An 18982-nucleotide genomic window follows, 5' to 3' on the forward strand; every position below is an offset into this window, starting at 1 on the left:
CACTCCATGTTTAAGCAATTAATCTAACCTTCAAGCGTGATTCTATCGTGAAGTCCAGTTTCCGTTTTGTTATTGGCATGGCTACCCTGTGCCTGACCGTCTTGCTGAGCGCGTGCGGCCAACCCGGCCCGCTGTATCTGCCCAAGATTCCGCCCGCCAAACCAGCCAAGAGCGGTGATGCGGCAGCGGCACCGACTCCCCCTACCGCCCCTCAACAGTAAAGCTTATGTCGCAAAATTCGTCGCATTTTTCCTATGTTAATGGCGTGCTGCACGCTGAAGGCGTCTCGCTAGCCGCCGTGGCCGAGCAGTTCGGCACTCCGACCTACGTGTATTCCAAGGCAGCCCTGCTGGCCAATTTCGCCTCCTACGCCGATGCCTGCGCCGGCCGCGATGCGCTGGTGTGCTACGCCATGAAGGCCAACTCGAATCTGGCCATCCTCGACCTGCTGGCCCGTCAGGGCGCCGGTTTCGACATCGTTTCGGGCGGCGAACTGCTGCGCGTACTGGCCGCCGGCGGCGATCCGCGCAAAGTGATTTTCTCGGGCGTAGGCAAGAGTGTGGCGGAGATGCAGCTGGCACTGACGCACGACATCCTGTGCTTCAACGTAGAATCCATCCCCGAACTGCACCGCCTGAACGAAGTGGCGGGCGCCATGGGCAAGACCGCGCGCATCTCGCTGCGCGTCAACCCTAACGTGGATGCCAAGACCCACCCATACATCGCCACTGGCCTGAAAGCCAACAAATTCGGCGTGGCCTTCGACGATGCGCTGGAAACCTACCGCACCGCTGCCAAGCTGCCGCATCTGGAAGTGACCGGCATCGACTGCCACATCGGCTCGCAGCTGCTGGACGACGCGCCGCTGCTGGAAGCGCTAGACCGCCTGATCGAACTGATCGACCAGCTGCACAGCGAAGGCATCACCCTGCACCACCTCGACATCGGCGGCGGCATCGGCATCCAGTACGGTGAAGCGGGTGAAGCCGACCCTGTGCCAGTTGGCGACTATCTGGGCCGTCTGTTCGCCCGTATCGACGCCTGGCGCGCCGAGCGCCACGCCGGTGTACCGATCAAAGTGATTTTCGAACCGGGCCGCTCCATCGTGGGCGACACGGGCGTACTGCTGACCCGCGTCGAATACCTCAAGCACGGCGAAGAAAAGAACTTCTGCATCGTCGATGCCGCCATGAACGACATGTCGCGCCCTACCTTGTATCAGGCGTGGATGGATATGCAGCCTGTCGTGCAGGGCCAGAGCGAGGCGCAAACGTATGACGTGGTAGGTCCGATCTGCGAATCGGGCGACTGGCTGGCACGCGACCGTGCGCTGGCCGTGCAGGCAGGCGATCTGCTGGTGATGCACTGCGCCGGCGCCTACGGCATGACCATGTCCTCCAACTACAACACGCGTGGCCGCGCGGCCGAAGTCATCGTCGACGGCAGCGCCAGCCACGAAGTGCGCAAACGCGAAAATCCGGCCGACCTATACGCCCTCGAATCGCGCCTAAAATAACCCCTCGGGGTCAGGTCGGGCAAGGTGCAGGGGTCAGGTCGGGCAAGGTGTCGATCTTTGAGAATTCTCAAGAAACGCACCAATGCCCGACCTGACACTTACACTTTGCCCGACCTGACCCCAAGTAGTTGATACTTGCCATTCAGGCGGAATAGCAGCAGGCCTGCGACGATGCAGGCGAACAGGATGGGCTGGCCCAGCAGGTGCTTGCCCGCCTTCATCCACCAGAAATGCAGCACGGCTAGCGGTGCGATCAGGTAGATCAGCTGATGCAGCCGCTGCCATGCCTTGCCACCCAGCCGGCGCATCATGCCGTTGGTGCTCGTTAGCGCCAGCGGGATCAGCAGCACGAAGGCGATAAAGCCCACCGTGATGAAGGGGCGCTTGAGTACGTCCTTCCACATTTCCTGCACGTCGAAGAAGTGGTCGAACCACAGGAAGGTGAGGAAGTGCAGCAGGCCGTAGAAAAATACATATAGCCCCGCCATGCGGCGCAGTTTAACCAGCCAGTTCCAGCCCGTCAGGCGGCGCAGCGGTGTGATCGCCAGCGTTATGGTCAACAGGTACAGCGTCCAGTCGCCCGTGCCACGGGTGAGGAATTCCAGCGGCTCCACTAGTTGCCCCGTTACGGTCAGATAGACCATGCGCGCAAGCGGCGCTAGCGCCAGCACGAACAGTGCCCCCTTGAGCCAGCCTAGCTGGCGCGCAGTCAGTTGCACGGCCATGGCTTAGTAGAACTTCTTCAGGTCCATGCCTGCGTATAGCGGCGCCACGTCGGCATAGCCGTTGAACATCAGGGTCTTGCGTTTGCGGGCGAGGAAACCGTCTTCGCCGATGCGGCGCTCGGACGCCTGCGACCAGCGCGGGTGATCGACTTCCGGATTGACGTTGGAATAGAAACCGTATTCGTTGGGTGCCGACAGATTCCATGAGGTGCGCGGCTGTTCGCGCAGAAAACGGATCTTGACGATGGACTTGGCCGATTTGAAGCCGTACTTCCACGGCAGCACCATGCGCACGGGCGCTCCATTCTGGTTAGGCAGCACTTCGCCATACATGCCCAAGGTCAGCAGCGCCAGCGGGTGCGCTGCTTCGTCGATGCGCAAGCCTTCCGTGTACGGCCAGTCCAGCACGCGGCTGCCTACGCCCGGCATCTGCTTTTTGTCGGCCAGCGAAATAAATTCCACGTATTTCGCGTTGCTGGTCGGTTCGACCTTTTTCATGATCTCGGAGAAGGAATAACCTACCCACGGGATCACCATCGACCAGCCTTCCACACAGCGCAGGCGGTACACTCGCTCTTCCAGCGGCGCCAGTTTCAGCAGGCTGTCCAGATCCAGCGTCATGGGCTTTTTCACTTCGCCTTCGATGCTGACCGTCCACGGATGGGTTTTCAGCGTGCCCGCATACATGGCCGGTTCGCTCTTGTCGGTGCCGAATTCGTAGAAGTTGTTGTAGCTGGTCGCGTCCTTGTAGGGCGTGGGCTTGTCCAGCGCCGAATAGGCCGGATTGAGTTTGCCCGCCAGCTTGGGGCGCATGCCCTGCGCAAACGCTTCGCGCTGGGCCATTTCCATCAGCGCCGCGCTGCCGATGGCACCGACCGCCAGCTGGCGGATGAAGTCGCGCCGACCTTCGTAGACGGCGCGCGGGGTGATTTCCGAGGAAAACGGCAGTTCGATGCCGTTCGGGCTACGTTTGATCAACATGCTGGCTCCTGTGATGGTCAAGGTATTTACTAAGGATCAAGACTGCGCTCACTGTCAGTCTTTAACCTTGGTCGCGCGGCAAAACGCAACCTTACACCATTCTTCGCCAGCCGTTGTTTAGGCCTCGATTAAAGCTTGCCGTAGGAATGCAGGCCGGACAGGAACATGTTGACGCCAAGGAAAGCAAAGGTCGTCACCAGCAGACCTACCAGCGCCCACCATGCGGCCGGACGGCCACGCAGGCCCGTCATCAGGCGCATGTGCAGCCACGCCGCGTAGTTGAGCCAGACGATCAGCGCCCACGTCTCTTTCGGATCCCACGACCAGTAGCCGCCCCATGCTTCCGCCGCCCACAGCGCACCGAGGATGGTGGCAATGGTGAAGAAGGCGAAACCAGCCGAAATGGCTTTGTACATTACGTCGTCTAGTACTTCGGCCGACGGCAGACGGTCGACCAGATAGCCGGAAGTCTTCAGCAGATAGGCAGCAGCCACCATGGCGGCCAGCGAGAAGTTGCCATAGCCGATGAAGTTGGCTGGTACGTGGATTTTCATCCACCAGCTTTGCAGGGCCGGCAGCAAGGGCTGGATTTCAGCCGCATCACGGGTATTGGTGTACCAGAACAGGAAGGCGATCGCCGCCGTGATCACGAGGGTGACAAACGGCCCCATCTGGCTGGTGGCATAACGCTGCTCGAAGTACAGGTAGTACATGGCCGTGATCAGGGCGAACAGCACGAATACTTCATACAGATTGGAAACGGGGATGTGGCCCACGTCCGTGCCGATCAGGTAGGACTCGTACCAGCGTACCATCATGCCCGTCAGACCCAGTATCACGGCCGCCCAGCACAGTTTGTTGCCGATACTGAATGCCATGCTCGAACGGCCAAACAGACCCACCCAGTAGAACAGGGTGGACAGGATGAACATCATGCTCATCCACAGAATTGCCGACTGGCTCGACAGCATCATGCGCAGCCAGAATTTTTTGCTGCCGTTATCCAGCACGCCGCCATACATGGCGATGGCCCCCAGCGACAGCAGTGCCACCAGCGGCATCAGCCAGCGCGCCGGCTTCCAGTGCCAGCCCAGTACGGCAAACGTGGGCGCCGCCGCCAGCAGGATGCCCTGCTCATAGACGTCCATATACTGGCCGTAGCGGCTCAGGCCGAACAGCGCGGCGGCTACCAGTGCCAGGGCGAATACCCAGTCCAGCAGCGACAGGCGTTTGAAATAGCCGGGCGCTTGCGTGTATGTCTGGCTCGATTGGGTCAGTTCCATCTTCATTCTCCGTCACTGCAGGGCAAGCGGCTTAGGCCGATTGCGGCAGTTTTTCTTTCAGGTTCTCAAATTCGCGTTCGAAGTCCAGCGTTTTGCGCTGGGTGCTCATGGCCATCAGCGCTTCGGCGCCGTCGGCATGGTCGGTAATCCAGATCCACAGGCGGCGCTCGCGGATGTAGAACATGGAGAATACACCGATCACAAGGAACAGACAGCCCAGATACACCACATTTTTACCGGGCGAGCGGGTGATCTGGAATACCGACGCCTGTACCTGCGTAAAGTCGTCGAGTTGCAGATAGATAGGCGCGCCGTAGAAATAGCCGTCCGACAGGGCATTGGTGGACAGTTGCAGGAAGCGGGCATGGTTCTGGTCCGGCGTCGCAGGTGCCAGACCATCCTTGGCGCGGGCTACCTGCCACAGTTCCCACAGGGTGCCGTTGAGGATCTTCATGAACACATCGGCGGCTTTTTCCTGCTCGGCCTGCGGAATCTTTTCGAGGAAGCGCGAGATGGCGACAAAGCCGCCCACCTTGCCGTCGCCGGCAAAGATAGTCAGGCTCTTGTCGGCCGAGGCCTGCAGTTGCTGCTGGATCTGCTGGGCGTTAGCCGACGGTGGCGAAGCACGGCGCGCATAACGCTGGGCCGCTTCCGTACGCATGGCCGGATCGTGCAGCGCTGCGCGCAGCCGCATCCACTCTTTCAAGCCGTGTTCGTCATCGGCCGGAATACGCAGATAGGTAAACGGGTCGGACGGGCTGTTGCGCATGCCCGCCAGATACATGGTGGCGCCATCGATCTGGATGGGCTGCATATAGTTCTGGTACTCGCGGGCCTGACCGTTCTTGTCGCGCAGCTTGTAGGTAAAGCTGGGGCCGACGTTCTTCATGTCCTTGTTGTTGGCATTGCGTGCGGCCGAACCCGTGTGCTTGTCCAGCGTGGCGCTCAGTTGCTGCTCCAGACTTTCACCCTTGGTGACGGCGCGCGGATCCTGGGTATTGCCCATGTTTTCCACGTTGAACGCACGGAAGCCCGTCCATTCCACCGTATAGGCATCGCCCAGCGGGGTCGAGGTGCCCACTTCGCCATTCAGCGCAAAGGTGGTGCTGCTGCTACCGGCCATGGGGAAGCCCGTCAGTTTCAGCTTACTACCGCCATCATCGAAGCTGGACTGGTAGATCGCCAGCCCCTTGAAGATCAGTGGCTTGTTGACTTCGATGACAGCATTCACTTTTTCGCCACTGGCGTTGTCGCGCACTTCCACTTCGGAAGCGAACAGCTTAGGCATGCCGGTGGTGTAGAAATCGACGGTGAATTTTTTCAGCGAGATGGTGATGGGCAGATCCTGAATCAGCACGCCGTCGGGACGGTTGAGGATCGCGCTATCGCTGGTGGCGCCTTCCGGCACCAGCGTATTGCCACGGAAGCTAGGGTTGGACGTGCTCAAACGGCTCTGGGCCGGCACATTGGCGATCAGGCCCGTGCCATTGAACGGCACTTTACCGGCAAACCATTCCTGCGCACGGATCGGCATGTCGGAATCGAGCAGGCCGCCAATACAGATGACGACGATGGCGGCGTGGGCGAAGATGTAGCCGAACTTGTTACCGGCGCCCCGTTTAGCGGCCACCAGTGTGCCACCCTCGCGCTCCACGGTTTTCACGGCATAACCGGCATCCACCAGTCGCGCGGCGCTCTGCTGGGCCAGCGCGGTGCGTGCCAGCGGCGCACGCCATTGCATCTTGTGGTGGAAGTTGAGCAGCGAAGTGGCGCGCACGTTCTCGCGCCAGCTACGCATATCGCGCAGCATCTTGGGCGTGTTGCGCATGATGCACAGCGTGGTGGAGGTCACCAGCATACCCATCAATAGTAAGAACCACCATGCCGAGTAGACGGCATACAGGCCGAACTTGCGGAACACTTCGAACCAGAACGGGCCGAACTGATTGATGTAGTTATTGGTCGCCTCGTTCTGCTTCATCACCGTGCCAACCACGGCAGCGATGGCGATCATGGCCAGCAAAGCGATCGCAAAGCGCATCGAAGAAATGAGCTCGATCAATTCGCCGATCAGGGGCCGACGGGTTTTTACGGCAATACCGGAAGTACTGGGGCTGCTGCTCATGCTAGGAAATAGTTCTCGATAAATGTGCTGACGGCAGCATAACAACAAAAAGGGCAGCCCGCTTACGCTGCCGCCCCTTTTTTATGGCCATGCGGTTCCGCCCGAGAGCGGAGCCGAGGTGGTGCTTACTTCAAGCCGGCGACGTAGTCAGCCACGGCTTTCATTTCGTCTTCCGTCATGCGCTTGGCAATGGTGGTCATCTGCGGGCTGTTCTTGCGGCCATCGGCCTTGAACAGACCCAGCTGGGCTACCGTGTAGTCCTGATGCTGGCCAGCCAGACGCGGGTATTGCACCGGAATGCCGGCACCGCTGGCACCGTGGCAGCTAGCACAGGCTGGCACGTTCTTCTCGGCGATACCGCCGCGATAGATCTTCTTGCCGATTTCTACCGTGTCCTTGTTCTTGGCCGCGTTAGGCTTGGAGGTCTGCGCTGCCAGATAGGTGGCGATGTCCAGCTTTTCCTGATCGGTCAGCATTTTGGCGTAGGTGGTCATCACCGGCTGGTTACGCTCAGGGGTGGTGAAGTTGACCAGCTGCTTGTTCAGGTAGCCAGCGTTCTGGCCTGCCAGTTTAGGGTTCACCGTGATGGTCGAGTTGCCGCCTTCACCGTGGCACGATACGCAGGCTGGCAGGCCGCGGGCAGCGTCGCCGCTACCGAACAGGGTGCTACCTTTGGCGGCATCGCCTTTCAGTGCCGCAGGTTCTGCGTGCGCCGGTTTCTTGTCTTCAGCGTGGGCAGTTGCGCTCACAGCCAGTACGGCCACCAGCAGGGATTTTACAAACGGTGAAAACGCACGATTCATTCAGGCACCCTCAAAAAAGTTTGGTCGCAAGCTAGACTAACACTAAGGCCTGAGGCCGGGTTAGCGCCGCTTCGTAACTACTCATTGTACAATAGCTTTCCAGCATATTTGCTCCCTTTTGTTGCATTTCCCCCATTCCCATGTCCAAACTCTGGCAAGCCCGCTTCTTCACGACCGTCAACCAATTGCGCGAATTACCCGACACCAAAGTGCCGGAAATCGCCTTTGCGGGTCGCTCCAACGCCGGTAAATCGACCGCCATTAACATCCTGTGCAACCAGAAAGGTCTGGCCTTCGCATCCAAGACACCGGGCCGCACCCAGCATATTAACTACTTCTCCATCGGTGGCGCCCATGTGGCGCAGCACCGTAAAGACCCCACCATCGTGGACGAGATCGAGGCCCTGCTGGTCGACCTGCCCGGCTACGGTTATGCCGAGGTTTCCGGCTCGGCAAAATTACACTGGCAACGACTGCTCGGTGACTATGTCCAGCGCCGCGAACAATTGGCCGCCTTGATCCTGATCATGGATTCGCGTCGCCCGTTCACGGAACTTGATGTACAGATGCTTGAATGGTTCGCTCCCACGGGCAAGCCGATTCATTGCATTTTGACCAAGGTTGATAAACTCAACCGCAACGAAATGGTCAATGTGCTGCGTCAGGCCAAAGCCAAACTGGAAAGCTATGTCGATGAAGATGGCGAAGGTTTCCCGTTCACCGTGCAATTGTTCTCCGCCCTGAAACGGGTCGGCATCGACGAAGCCAACGACAAGATCCTCGAACTGGCCGGCCTGAGCGAAGACACCGAACCTGACGCAAGCGCCGCGGACGACGCGCCGCCAGCCGAATAAGTTGAAGTTTGCCCCTTAATCTAGCAAGGAAGTAGTGCAATGACTCATCCTCACGTTTCTGCCCAGTTTCCCAATGTCCGTATGCGCCGGATGCGGCGCGACCCGTTCTCGCGCGCGCTGATGCGCGAGAACCATGTGACGGCTTCCGATCTGATCTACCCTGTATTCATCCTCGATGGCGAGCAGCAGCGCGAGCCAGTGGCCTCGATGCCGGGCGTGGAGCGCGTATCGGTTGATCTGCTGCTGGAAGTGGCGGCCGAATGCGTGCAACTGGGCATCCCCGTACTGGCGCTGTTCCCTGTGATCGACAGCAGCAAGAAAACCCCGGACGGCGTGGAAGCCACCAATCCGGAAGGTCTGGTACCACGCGCCGTGCGTGCGCTGAAACAGGCTCACCCTGAACTGGGCATTCTGACCGATATCGCGCTCGACCCTTACACCAGCCACGGTCAGGATGGTCTGATCGATGAAAACGGCTATGTGCTGAATGACGTCACCACCGACATGCTGATCCGTCAGGCGCTGTGCCATGCAGCCGCCGGGGTGGACGTGGTGGCCCCGTCGGACATGATGGATGGCCGTATCGGCGCAATCCGTGCTGCACTGGAAGCGCATGGCCACATCCACACCCGCATCATGGCTTACTCGGCCAAGTACGCTTCGGCCTTCTACGGCCCGTTCCGCGATGCCGTGGGTTCGGCCAAGAATCTGGGCAAAGGCGACAAGAACACCTACCAGATGGACCCTGCCAATGGCGACGAAGCGCTGCGCGAAGTGGGGCTCGATCTGGCCGAAGGTGCCGACATGGTGATGGTGAAACCGGGCATGCCGTATCTGGACGTGGTGCGCCGCGTGAAAGATGAATTCAAGGTGCCGACCTTTGCCTATCAGGTCAGCGGCGAGTACGCCATGATCAAGGCCGCCGCGCAAAACGGCTGGCTCGATCATGACAAGGTGATGATGGAATCCATGCTGGCCTTCAAGCGCGCTGGCGCCAACGGCGTGCTGACCTACTTCGCGCGTGACATCGCCCGCCTGCTCAAGGCTCAGGCACAGGCTTAACGGGCCGATCCCCGGGTATATTCGGGGAACATTTCTTTCAGCAGGAAGGCGATCAGTTCCTTTTCGTCTTCCTTGCGCGCACTCAGCGTCACGACTTTACCCAGACGCCGCGATTCCCACGGGAAGTCGCCCTGCTTCTCCTTGCGGATCACCTTGATCATTTCCTTGACCACGGCCGTTTCGATATCCTGCTCGGCGCCCTGCTCCACGTGGATCTGCTGCAGCCAGTTGCGCTTGAAGTTGGTATTCCAGCCGCGGAACTTCACTTCCGCACTGTGGTAGCTCTTATCAACTGAGAAGATACCGCCCGTATCATCGCGGTCGCCACCAGCCGAACGGCCCTGTGCGCCCGCGATGTTGGCCTTGGCGATACGCAGCGCGCGTTCGTTTTCCGATTCTGCCGGTGCGGGCGGGGCCGGTTGCGGGTTGTTGGCTTCGCGCGCCGCACGGCGCTTGGCGATCATTTCCGACATATCCTGTTCCGGCGGCGGCGTCATCGTAGCCTGCACGGGCGGCACATAGGTTTCCAGCTTGGGCTTGCTGGCTGCTGGCGTGTCGCGCTGGCTAATCTGTTTCGGTGGCGGCGGCGTTTTAGCGGCCTTGGCCACTTCGATTTTCTTCGGCTGCGGCTGTTTCGGGCTCTTGTCCTTGGTCGGTGCGATGTAGACCATCACCCCGCCTTTGGGCGGCGCGGCATGCTTGCGCTCGGGGGCCGGTGCGAGGAAGTAGTACAGCACGCCCAGCAAGTGCAGGGCGATCGAGATACCGATACCGATGCGGTTAGGCTTGTTTTCGCTTTCCCACGTACCGTAGCCGACCGAGGCCGGCAAGCGCTGTCCGCAACTTTCGCAGTACTCGGAACGCGCAGTGTGGATGTGAGGATCGTGATGCAAAATAACAAACCTTGAAGGGGAGCGACGACAAAAGAGCGGCCATAGTGCCAGAGTCGCGCTGTTTTGGGAACCCAGACCATACCCGCCATGCTAGCGTCGCTAGCTTACAAGTTCCCAGCCTTGAAGGATGTTACCGTATGTATCAGCCGGTGCTACAAATTGCCCCATTCTGGTGCTGCGGCAGTAACTGGCTGGCCAGCGCCAGCACGCAGCGCTCGGCATCCTGCACCATGCGCGAAACCAGTCCCGGCCGCGGTAATGCATGGGTGTAGTAGTGCGCCCCCTCGACGGGAAAGCCCAGTGCCCACAGGCGCGGACAGGCTAGGCCTTGCCGATCTAGCAACTGGCTGGCAGCATCGATATCCAGCCCGCCCGGATGAAAATCGCCATTGTGGTAAGGCCGCGCCAGTCCCCGCTGCAGCATATTACGGATGAGTAAGGATGTGGTCTGGATAGGGAAGAAGCCCGCCAGCCGCGCCACCACCAGCACATCCACACCCTGTCTGACCCAGCCGCTGGCCAGCGGCGTGCATAGCTGAAAACGGGCGCTGGCCGCATCCGTTTCGATGTGGCACCCGGGCCCAGCCAGCCATTGCACCACGCCCGCCTCCATCAGCGCCAGCAATTGCTGGTTGCGCCGCAACGGCGGCCCGTAAGCCATGCGATTGATGGCCGGATGGTAGCGCTGCAGGAACTGGCGGTGCGAGGCCGGTGTCAGACCGCCGTATTCGAGTGCCGCCTGCAGGGTAGCACGGCAGTCGCGCAGCACGTCCAGCGCCGCCTTGCAGGCATTGCCCAGATTGCCCTGACGGGCGGCAGCCAGATCGCGCTGCAGCCAGTCGTGCACGTAGTGGCGGAACTGCCCCAGCGTGGCGAAGCGGCGCTGCTGCAAAGGAAATAGCCAGCGCATGATCTGCGCTGCATCGCCGGCCGTCAGCACGAAGCGCTGCGGGTCGAGCGCACGGCCAGCCTGTGTGCTGCGGTAGACCCAGGCCATTTCCCGCTGTAGCAAAGGCAGTACGTCGCGCTCGAAATCCAGTTGCGGGCTGCCGTCACGCAACTGGGCGCGGGCGCGCAGGGCGGCCAGCGCCGGCGCGGTGAAATACTGGGCGGCGTGGCGGCCTGCCAGCCCTTTCTGGTTCTGGCCCCGTGCCGCGGCGGGCAGACACAGGCGCGAGCATAGCGTCAGATGTGGTTCGGCACCCGATGGCAGGTAGCGCAAGCCCGCACCTGAGCGGGAACTTTGCGTCTGGTAGCGCCCGCCCCGGCCCAGCGTCAGTTCGGCCAGCACATCGTGGGCGCACAGGCCCAGCCCCTGTATGGCCACCTGCGCACCGGCGGCGATCTGCTGCAACTGGGTGGCGGGATACAGCTCGCGCACCAGCGCCAGCCGGGGATTGCGCGCGCCCTGCTGGCGCACGAAAGCGGCCAGCTGTTCCTGTTCGGGATCCGGCTGCTGGCGGTCATGGCCCGTGGTGAGGAACACAAAGCTGGTATACACCGCGCTGCCGTCGTCCAGTGTCACGGCCCATAGGCCATCGGTCTGCAGGGTCAGATCGCAGGCGTGCGCGCTGTGGTGCTGCAGGGTGACGCAGGCGGGCATGGCGGCCACCAGCTGGGCATAAGCCCAGCACAGATAGGCGCCCAGCCAGCCGCGCGGCAGGTAATCGCTATCGCGGATGACGCTCGCCGCCCCGTCGTCGCTGTCGCTGTCGCTGTCGCCATCATCGTAACGGCGATAGCCTTGCTGGCGCGCCCATTCCGTCAGGCTGGGTGCGGGGCTGATGGTGGGATAGCGCACGCTGCCTGCCAGCGGAAACAGGGTGACCTGACTGGCGAGCGTATTGATCAGCAAATGCTGCGATTGTTCGGGGTCATGCACGCCGGCGCCGCACGGTCCCGGTTCGATTACCGTGATGTCCAGCGCCAGCCCCGTGTGGCGGCATAGCGCCGCCAGCCGTTCCAGCACACTCAGGCCACGCGGCCCCATGCCGATGATGACGACGCTGTAGCGCTGCATGGGCGGCCGTCCTTTCTCATAGTGACCTTGCCTATGATAAAGAAACGCCCGCCCGGCTAGTTGTCACGGCTCAATGCTTGGCCGTGCTCACGGCTTTCAGTTCGACCGCATGCACCACCGGCACGGGCTCGCCGGCCAGCTCGGCGTCGCTCATGGGGCCATTACCACTGTATTTGTCGAGGAATAAATAGATCACAGGCGTGATGTAGAGCGTGATCACTTGCGAGAAAATCAGCCCACCCACCACGGCCAGACCCAGCGGCTGGCGCAGTTCGGCACCCGCGCCCAGCCCCAGCGCGATCGGCAAGGCCCCCATCAGCGCCGCCATGGTGGTCATCATGATGGGGCGGAAGCGCAGGATACAGGCTTCGCGGATCGCATCGGCCGGCGTGCGGCCTTCGTTACGCTGCACGTGCAGGGCAAAGTCGATCATCATGATGGCGTTCTTCTTGACGATACCGATCAGCATCAGGATACCGATGATGGCGATCATGGTCAGATCCAGATTGAACAGGCGCAGCGTCAGCAGCGCGCCCACCGCCGCCGAGGGCAGACCGGCCAGAATCGTCAGCGGGTGGATATAGCTTTCGTATAGCACGCCCAGCAGCACATAGATCACGCCCAGCGCAGCGATGATCAGGATCAGCTGGCTACCTTGCGAACTCTGGAACACGGCCGCATCGCCACCGTAGTTGGTAATGATGGATGGCGGCAGGTGCATGTCCACGCCCATCTTGTCGATCTTGGCAGTGGCTTTGCCCAGCGGCACATCGGGCGCCAGATTGAAGGAAATGGTGATGGCCTGTAACTGACCCTGATGGTTGACGGCGGTCGGCCCCACCGTGCGCTCCACCGTGGCAAAGCTGGACAACTGGACCAGCGCGCCGCTCTTGTTGCGTACCGAAATACGGGTCAGCGCATCGTCGAACTGGCGGTCTGCCGTGGCCGCTTCCAGTATCACGCTATAGCTGGCCGCAGGCGAATAAATGGTCGACACCTGACGCTCGCCAAAGGCCAGATACAGCGCCGTACGGATATCGCCGATGGCCACGCCGAGGTTGTTAGCCTTGTCGCGGTCTATCTTCAGCGTGGCCTGCAGGCCGCGGTTCTGCGAATCGCTGGTGACATCGCGGAAGTCGGGATCGGCACGCAGCTGGTCGAGATATTTCTGCGCCCATTCGTTCAGAGCGCCGGGGCTGACCGACTGCAGCGTGTACTGGTAGCGGCTCTTGGACTGGCGGCCACCCAGTTGCAGATTCTGCACGGGGCTCAGGTAGACGGCGATGCCGGGCACGGTCTTGGTGGCTTTACGCAGACTGTCGAGCACTTCCGGCATGCTCTTGCGCTCGCTGCGCGGCTTGAGCACAAGGAACATGCGGCCACCGTTACCACCACCGACGAACGAGGTCACATCCTGTACGTTGGGATCTTTCTGGATCACGGCCGCCACGCGTTCCTGCAATTCCTGCAAGGCAGCAGAAGAAATATCTTCCGACGCTTCCGTGTTGACGCGTATCTGCCCCAGATCTTCCTCGGGGAAGAAGCCTTTAGGAATGCTGATGTAGAGTGCCGCCGTCAATGCGAACGTACCCAGCGCCGCCACCAGCACGATATTACGGTGACGCAGTGCCATATCAAGCGTGTGCACATAACTGTTGCGCAGCGCGGTGAAGCCGGCCTCGAACCAGCGGCCGATAAAGCCACCCTTGTCGTGCTCGGGATCGACCGCATCGGCCGGCAGCAAGCGGCTGGCCAGCATAGGCACCAGCATCAGCGAGACGGCCGCCGACACCAGCACGGACAAGCCCACCACCACGGCAAATTCATGGAACATCAGACCGATCACGCCGGGCATGAAGAAGATGGGAATGAACACCGCCACCAGCGAGACGGAAATGGAAATAATCGTGAAGCCCATTTCCTTCGAGCCCACCAGCGCCGCCTGCAAAGGCTTCTTGCCCAGCTCGATATGGCGCACGATGTTCTCCAGCACCACGATGGCATCATCGACCACCAGCCCCACCGCCAGTGTGATGCCCAGCAGCGAGACGTTGTCGAGGCTGTAGCCGAAGGCATACAGCAGCGCCAGCGCCCCCAGCAGCGAGATCGGCATGGTGATGGCGGGAATAAAGGTGGCAGCAGCACGGCGCAGGAACAGGAAGATCACCATCACCACGAGGAAGATGGTAAGCGCCAGCGTCAGGTTCACGTCATGGATGGCTTCGCGGATCGAGACGGAACGGTCGTTGACCAGATTGATGTTGATGGACGCGGGCACTTGCGTCTTGAAGCGCGGCAGCAATCGGCGCACGCCATCGACGACCTGCACGGTGTTGGCATCGGGCTGGCGCATTACCAGCAGCACGATGGAGCGCTCGCCGTTGTAGCTACCGGCCGTCTTGACGGACTGGAAGCTGTCCTCGACGGTGGCCACATCCTTCAGGCGCACAGGCTGACCGTTGCGCTGGGCGATGATCAGTTCGGCAAACTCGGCCGCCTTCATCAGTTGGGCATTGCCCTGTATGGTCAGGGTCTGGCTAGGGCCGTCGAGGATACCCAGTGGCGTATTCGCATTGGCCGACTTGATGGCCTGCTGCAATTCGTCGAGCGTCATGTTACGCGCGTTCATCAGTTCCGATTTGGCGCGGATACGCACGGCAAAACGCTTCTGGCCATTCACCGTCACCTGTGCCACGCCGGGCAAGGTGGACAGGCTAGGTGCGATCAGATTCTCGGCATAGTCGTTCAACTCCGACAGCGTCAGCGACGGCGAATTCATCGTCATGAACAGCACGGGTGCATCGGCCGGATTGACCTTGCGGTAGGACGGCAGATCCGTCATCTCGATCGGCAACTGGCGCTGGGCACGCAGCAGCGCGGCCTGCACATCGATAGCCGCCTCGTTGACGTTGATGCTAGGGTCGAACTCCAGCGTCAGCGAGGAATTGCCCAGCGTGTTGGTCGAAGTGATGACCGACAGACCGGCGATGGTGGAGAACTGCTTCTCCAGCGGCAGCGCCACCGACGAAGCCATGGTTTCGGGCGAGGCACCGGGCAGGTCGGCCGAGACGTTGATCACGGGCGTGTTATAACTGGGCAGCGCCGCCACAGGAATATAGAAATAGGCCAGAATACCAGCCAGTATCAGGGTCAGCGACAGCAGCACTACCATCACTGGCCGGCGGATACACAACTCGGACAGATTCATGTCTTAGCCCTTCTGCTTGTCATTGGCCGGCGCACTGCCAGCGCCACTGGCCGCGGCACCCGCACTGGCGGCAGCTCCATTAGCGCCACCGGCTGCGGCGATACGCACCTTGCCGCCCGGGCGCAGGTTCTGCTTGCCATCGACAATGATTTTTTCGCTGCCATCCAGACCGCTGACGGCGGCGCTCTCGCCAAACGCATACAGGCGCTTGATGTTTACCACCTTGGCCTTCTGCTCTTCATCCACCGTGTAGACGAAAGTACCACGCGTGTTGCTGATGATGGCGTTCTGCGGAATCACCATGACATCCTTGAGCACCTGCGCCACCAGTCGCGTGTTGACGTACTGGCCCGGCCACAGACGGGTGTCCTTGTTGCCGAACTGGGCTTTCACGCGGATCACGCCGGCCACCGGATCAACCGTGTTATCGATGAAGCTGAGTGCACCGGCGACTTCCTGCGCACCATCACCCGTGGTGGCTTTGACGGCCACGCTACCATCGCGCTGGGCCTGCAGCAGTGTGGCCAGTGCCGATTCCGGCAGCGTGAACGCCACCGTGATAGGGTCAAGCTGGGTGATCGTGGTGAGCGAAGTGGCCACCTGTACCAGACTGCCCGGATACACGTTGATGGCCCCCACCCGCCCTGCCATCGGTGCACGGATGCTGTTATAGCTGGCGTCCACGCTGGTGGAACGGGCTGCCGCCATGTCGGCATTCAGCAGTGCGCGGGCCGAATCGACCTGGGACTTAAGCGTATCGAGCGCGCTCTGGGCGACGAATTTCTGGGCAAACAGTTCCTGTGCGCGCTTGTACTGGCGCTCCACATCGGCCAGCGCCGCCTGATCGCGCACCACCTGCGCCTGCGCCTTGTCCACATTGGCACGCGCTGCGCGGTCATCCAGTGTGAACATCAGCTCGCCTGCTTTAACGAACTGGCCTTCCTTGATATGCACGCGCGCAATGGTGCTGGTGATCTGGGCATGCAGATCCACCGTGCTGATCGGCGTGACCGTGCCGTTCGCCTGCAGCACCACGGGCACATCCTGCCGCTTGGCTGCCGTAATCGCCACCGTGGTCGGGCCCTGCTGGCCGGGGCCTGCCGGTTTGGCAGGCTCGGCACTGTGGTGGGTCATGTTCCAGCCGACAGCACCGGCTCCGGCGACTGCAGCGATCAGAATGGCGAGGGATGATTTTTTCATGGGTAGTAGTTGTTTTACAGTCGAGACAGTGGCCACTTGCGTGGCCACCTCAGCAGGGCGAAACATTGTCGCACAGTATTGTTGACTAGCCGTCGATCTAAGTATCGACCTCAGCGACCAGCGTAGTATTCCGGCACCACCAGCGTCACTTCGAGGCCGCCTTCGGCATGATTGGCCAGCACCACGCTACCGCCATGCTGTTCGGCGATATTGCGGGCAATGGTCAGGCCCAGCCCCGTGCCACCGGAAGACCGCGAGCGCGAGCTTTCTACCCGGTAGAACGGCTCGAACACGCGTGCCATCTGGTCCTGATCGATGCCGGGGCCACCGTCGCGGATACGGATGCGCGCCGCGCCCACCAGCCGCTCCACCGACACATGGGCATAGTGGCCATATTTGACGGCATTATCGATCAGGTTCATCAGGCAGCGCCGGATCGCCAGCGGACGCCCCATCAGCGCCATACCGGCACGGCCGCGCAGTTCCACCGACTGGCCCACATCGGTGGCATCGCTGCACACACTGTCGAGCAGGGCATCGAGATCGAGTGCCTGCATGGTTTCTGAGGAATCCATGCTGCGCGCCAGATCCAGCCCTTCTTTCACCATTTGCTGCATGGCGGACAGATCATCGATCAGGCGCTGCTGCAGTTCCTCGTCACGGACTTTTTCCAGCCGCAAGCGCATGCGCGTTAGCGGCGTCTGCAAATCGTGGGTGATGGCAGCCAGCATTTCCGTACGCTGCTGGATATGCTGACGGATGCGCGCCTGCATGGCATTGAAAGCGGCGCTGGCCTGACGGATTTCAGCCGCGCCGCTCAGCACTACAGGCGGGTGGTTGATGTCGTTGCCGAGGTCTTTGGCGGCCTGTGCCAGCGTGCGCAGCGGACGTACCGTCATGCGCGTGACCAGATAGGCCAGCCCCGCGATGCTGAGCAGGAAAGGCAATAAGGCCAGCCATTCGCTGTGCTGGGCCGCTGGTGGCGAACGGGGTGGCAGCACGGACAATTTCATGACCTCGCCATCCGTCAGCTGCACGGCCATGGTTTCGCACGTGCCCTTCCACTGGGTGGGCGCAAAGAAATCGCGCCCTTTTCGGGGCACATCGCATTCGGCAGGACGCTCGGCCAGCGGCCCCAGCAAAATGGTGCTGCCGACCCGCTGCTGTAGCGCAGTGGAAAAATCCGTCTGCGGCAGAGCCATGGCCATGGCCAGTTCGGTGCGCTCCAGCTTGATCGTGCCGCGTCCGGCCACGCGCAGATAGGTAGGGCGGGAAGCGGCGGGCAGCACGTCTGCCGTGGTAATCAGCTGTTCGGCCCGCTCCAGCGCGTGGAAGTCGCGGTAGCGTTCGATGGCGCGGGTGCGTTCGCCGACGGCCAGCCACTGGGTCAGCGCGGCCGACGCGACGATACCCAGCAGCAGAACGATAAACACCCGCCCTGTCATGGAGCCGAGGAAAACTCTCACGCGTGCGGCTCCATGGTGACCTGACCGGCCAGCACATAGCCGCCGTTACGTACGGTCTTGATGATTTGCGGCAGGCGCGCATCTTCGCCCAGCTTCTGGCGCAAACGGCTGATCTGGATATCGATCGAGCGGTCGAACGGATCGGCATCGCGGCCTTGCGTCAGGTTCAGCAGCTGATCGCGGTTGAGCACGCGATTCGGATGTTCGAGGAAGACTTTGAGCAGGCGGAACTCTGCGCCCGACAGCATGATGACGATGCCGTCCGGATTGAGCAGGTGGCGCGCCGTCAGATCCAGCGTCCAGCCGGAGAAGCGCAGCAGATGGGCTTTGTCGGCCGCGCCGCCACTAGGCATGGCGTTACTGCGGCGTAGCACGCTGCGGATACGGGCCAGCAGTTCGCGCGGCTCGAACGGTTTGGGCAGGTAGTCGTCGGCGCCCATTTCCAGCCCGAGGATGCGATCGAGCGGCTCGTTACGGGCGGTCAGCATGATGACCGGCAGGGTGGACTGGGCGCGTAGCTTGCGGCACAGGGTCAGGCCATCGTCGCCGGGCAGATTCAGGTCTAGCACCACCAGATCGGGGCGGGCGTCTTCCAGCAGCTTCCACATGGCCAGCCCGTCGGCGGCGGCCAGCGCGCGGTAGCCGTTCGATTCCAGATAATCGGCCAGCAGGGAGCGGATGTCGCGATCGTCGTCGACGATCAAGATAGTAGATGTGGGTTCCATGCGCTCATTATCCCCAGTTCACCTAGCTGTGGGCAATCGCCAATTGTATCGTCTTGTATATGGGAGCCACGGCGAAACATCTCGATACAAAAAGCGCGGCAAGGGAAACTTGGTGGCAAAC

Annotated in this window: 15 protein-coding genes; 4 read left to right on the forward strand and 11 right to left on the reverse strand. The window is 61.3% G+C overall.

Annotated elements, in window-relative coordinates; all coding sequences use genetic code 11:
* Window positions 1-77: 77 nt before the first annotated feature.
* Complete coding sequence (locus ABNT42_RS05670) at window positions 78-221, forward strand: lipoprotein (protein WP_348695164.1); 144 nt, start codon at window positions 78-80, stop codon at window positions 219-221.
* Between the two features lie 5 nt (window positions 222-226).
* Complete coding sequence (lysA, locus tag ABNT42_RS05675) at window positions 227-1516, forward strand: diaminopimelate decarboxylase (protein ID WP_348695166.1); 1290 nt, start codon at window positions 227-229, stop codon at window positions 1514-1516.
* 98 nt (window positions 1517-1614) lie between these two features.
* Here the strand turns inward: lysA and ABNT42_RS05680 are convergent, their stop codons facing one another.
* From ABNT42_RS05680 to ABNT42_RS05700, 5 genes are all read right to left on the reverse strand, one after another.
* Window positions 1615-2241, reverse strand: coding sequence for a protein-methionine-sulfoxide reductase heme-binding subunit MsrQ (locus ABNT42_RS05680; protein ID WP_348695169.1), 627 nt, complete (start codon window positions 2239-2241; stop codon window positions 1615-1617).
* A gap of 3 nt (window positions 2242-2244) precedes the next feature.
* Window positions 2245-3222 (reverse strand): protein-methionine-sulfoxide reductase catalytic subunit MsrP, encoded by a 978-nt coding sequence (msrP, locus tag ABNT42_RS05685; protein ID WP_348695172.1) that lies wholly within the window; start codon window positions 3220-3222, stop codon window positions 2245-2247.
* Between the two features lie 128 nt (window positions 3223-3350).
* Window positions 3351-4505, reverse strand: a complete 1155-nt coding sequence (gene ccsB / locus ABNT42_RS05690) for a c-type cytochrome biogenesis protein CcsB (protein ID WP_348695174.1) — start codon at window positions 4503-4505, stop codon at window positions 3351-3353.
* Window positions 4506-4536: 31 nt separating this feature from the next.
* Window positions 4537-6630: a cytochrome c biogenesis protein ResB gene (locus tag ABNT42_RS05695; RefSeq protein ID WP_348695177.1), complete on the reverse strand. Its 2094-nt coding sequence runs from the start codon at window positions 6628-6630 to the stop codon at window positions 4537-4539.
* 125 nt (window positions 6631-6755) lie between these two features.
* Entirely contained in the window at window positions 6756-7433 is a 678-nt protein-coding gene (locus ABNT42_RS05700) for a c-type cytochrome (protein ID WP_348695180.1), read from the reverse strand.
* 140 nt (window positions 7434-7573) lie between these two features.
* Here ABNT42_RS05700 and yihA point away from each other — a divergent pair, with 140 nt between their 5' ends.
* Together yihA and hemB are read left to right on the forward strand one after the other, a co-directional pair.
* Window positions 7574-8287 carry a ribosome biogenesis GTP-binding protein YihA/YsxC gene (yihA, locus tag ABNT42_RS05705; protein WP_348695183.1) on the forward strand — a complete coding sequence of 238 codons (714 nt, stop codon included), beginning with the start codon at window positions 7574-7576 and terminating at the stop codon, window positions 8285-8287.
* Window positions 8288-8326: 39 nt separating this feature from the next.
* Window positions 8327-9349, forward strand: coding sequence for a porphobilinogen synthase (gene hemB, locus ABNT42_RS05710; RefSeq protein WP_348695187.1), 1023 nt, complete (start codon window positions 8327-8329; stop codon window positions 9347-9349).
* On the opposite strand, the gene ABNT42_RS05715 is transcribed toward hemB, so the two are convergent.
* From ABNT42_RS05715 to ABNT42_RS05740, 6 genes are all read right to left on the reverse strand, one after another.
* Complete coding sequence (locus ABNT42_RS05715; protein WP_348695190.1) at window positions 9346-10242, reverse strand: hypothetical protein; 897 nt, start codon at window positions 10240-10242, stop codon at window positions 9346-9348. The two genes, hemB and ABNT42_RS05715, sit on opposite strands and share 4 nt — an antisense overlap.
* A 142-nt stretch (window positions 10243-10384) precedes the next feature.
* Window positions 10385-12262 (reverse strand): FAD/NAD(P)-binding protein, encoded by a 1878-nt coding sequence (locus ABNT42_RS05720; protein WP_348695192.1) that lies wholly within the window; start codon window positions 12260-12262, stop codon window positions 10385-10387.
* A gap of 70 nt (window positions 12263-12332) precedes the next feature.
* Window positions 12333-15470 carry an efflux RND transporter permease subunit gene (locus tag ABNT42_RS05725; protein WP_348695195.1) on the reverse strand — a complete coding sequence of 1046 codons (3138 nt, stop codon included), beginning with the start codon at window positions 15468-15470 and terminating at the stop codon, window positions 12333-12335.
* Window positions 15471-15473: 3 nt separating this feature from the next.
* Window positions 15474-16670, reverse strand: a complete 1197-nt coding sequence (locus ABNT42_RS05730) for an efflux RND transporter periplasmic adaptor subunit (protein WP_348695196.1) — start codon at window positions 16668-16670, stop codon at window positions 15474-15476.
* 110 nt (window positions 16671-16780) lie between these two features.
* On the reverse strand, window positions 16781-18136 hold the full coding sequence (locus ABNT42_RS05735) for an ATP-binding protein (protein ID WP_348695199.1): 1356 nt from the start codon (window positions 18134-18136) through the stop codon (window positions 16781-16783).
* Complete coding sequence (locus ABNT42_RS05740) at window positions 18133-18861, reverse strand: response regulator (RefSeq protein ID WP_155436371.1); 729 nt, start codon at window positions 18859-18861, stop codon at window positions 18133-18135. The genes ABNT42_RS05735 and ABNT42_RS05740 overlap by 4 nt, the downstream gene beginning before the upstream one ends.
* Window positions 18862-18982: the final 121 nt, after the last annotated feature.

Origin of the sequence: Duganella fentianensis (genome assembly GCF_964031615.1) — a bacterium.
In the GTDB taxonomy this organism is placed as follows: domain Bacteria; phylum Pseudomonadota; class Gammaproteobacteria; order Burkholderiales; family Burkholderiaceae_D; genus Rugamonas; species Rugamonas fentianensis_A.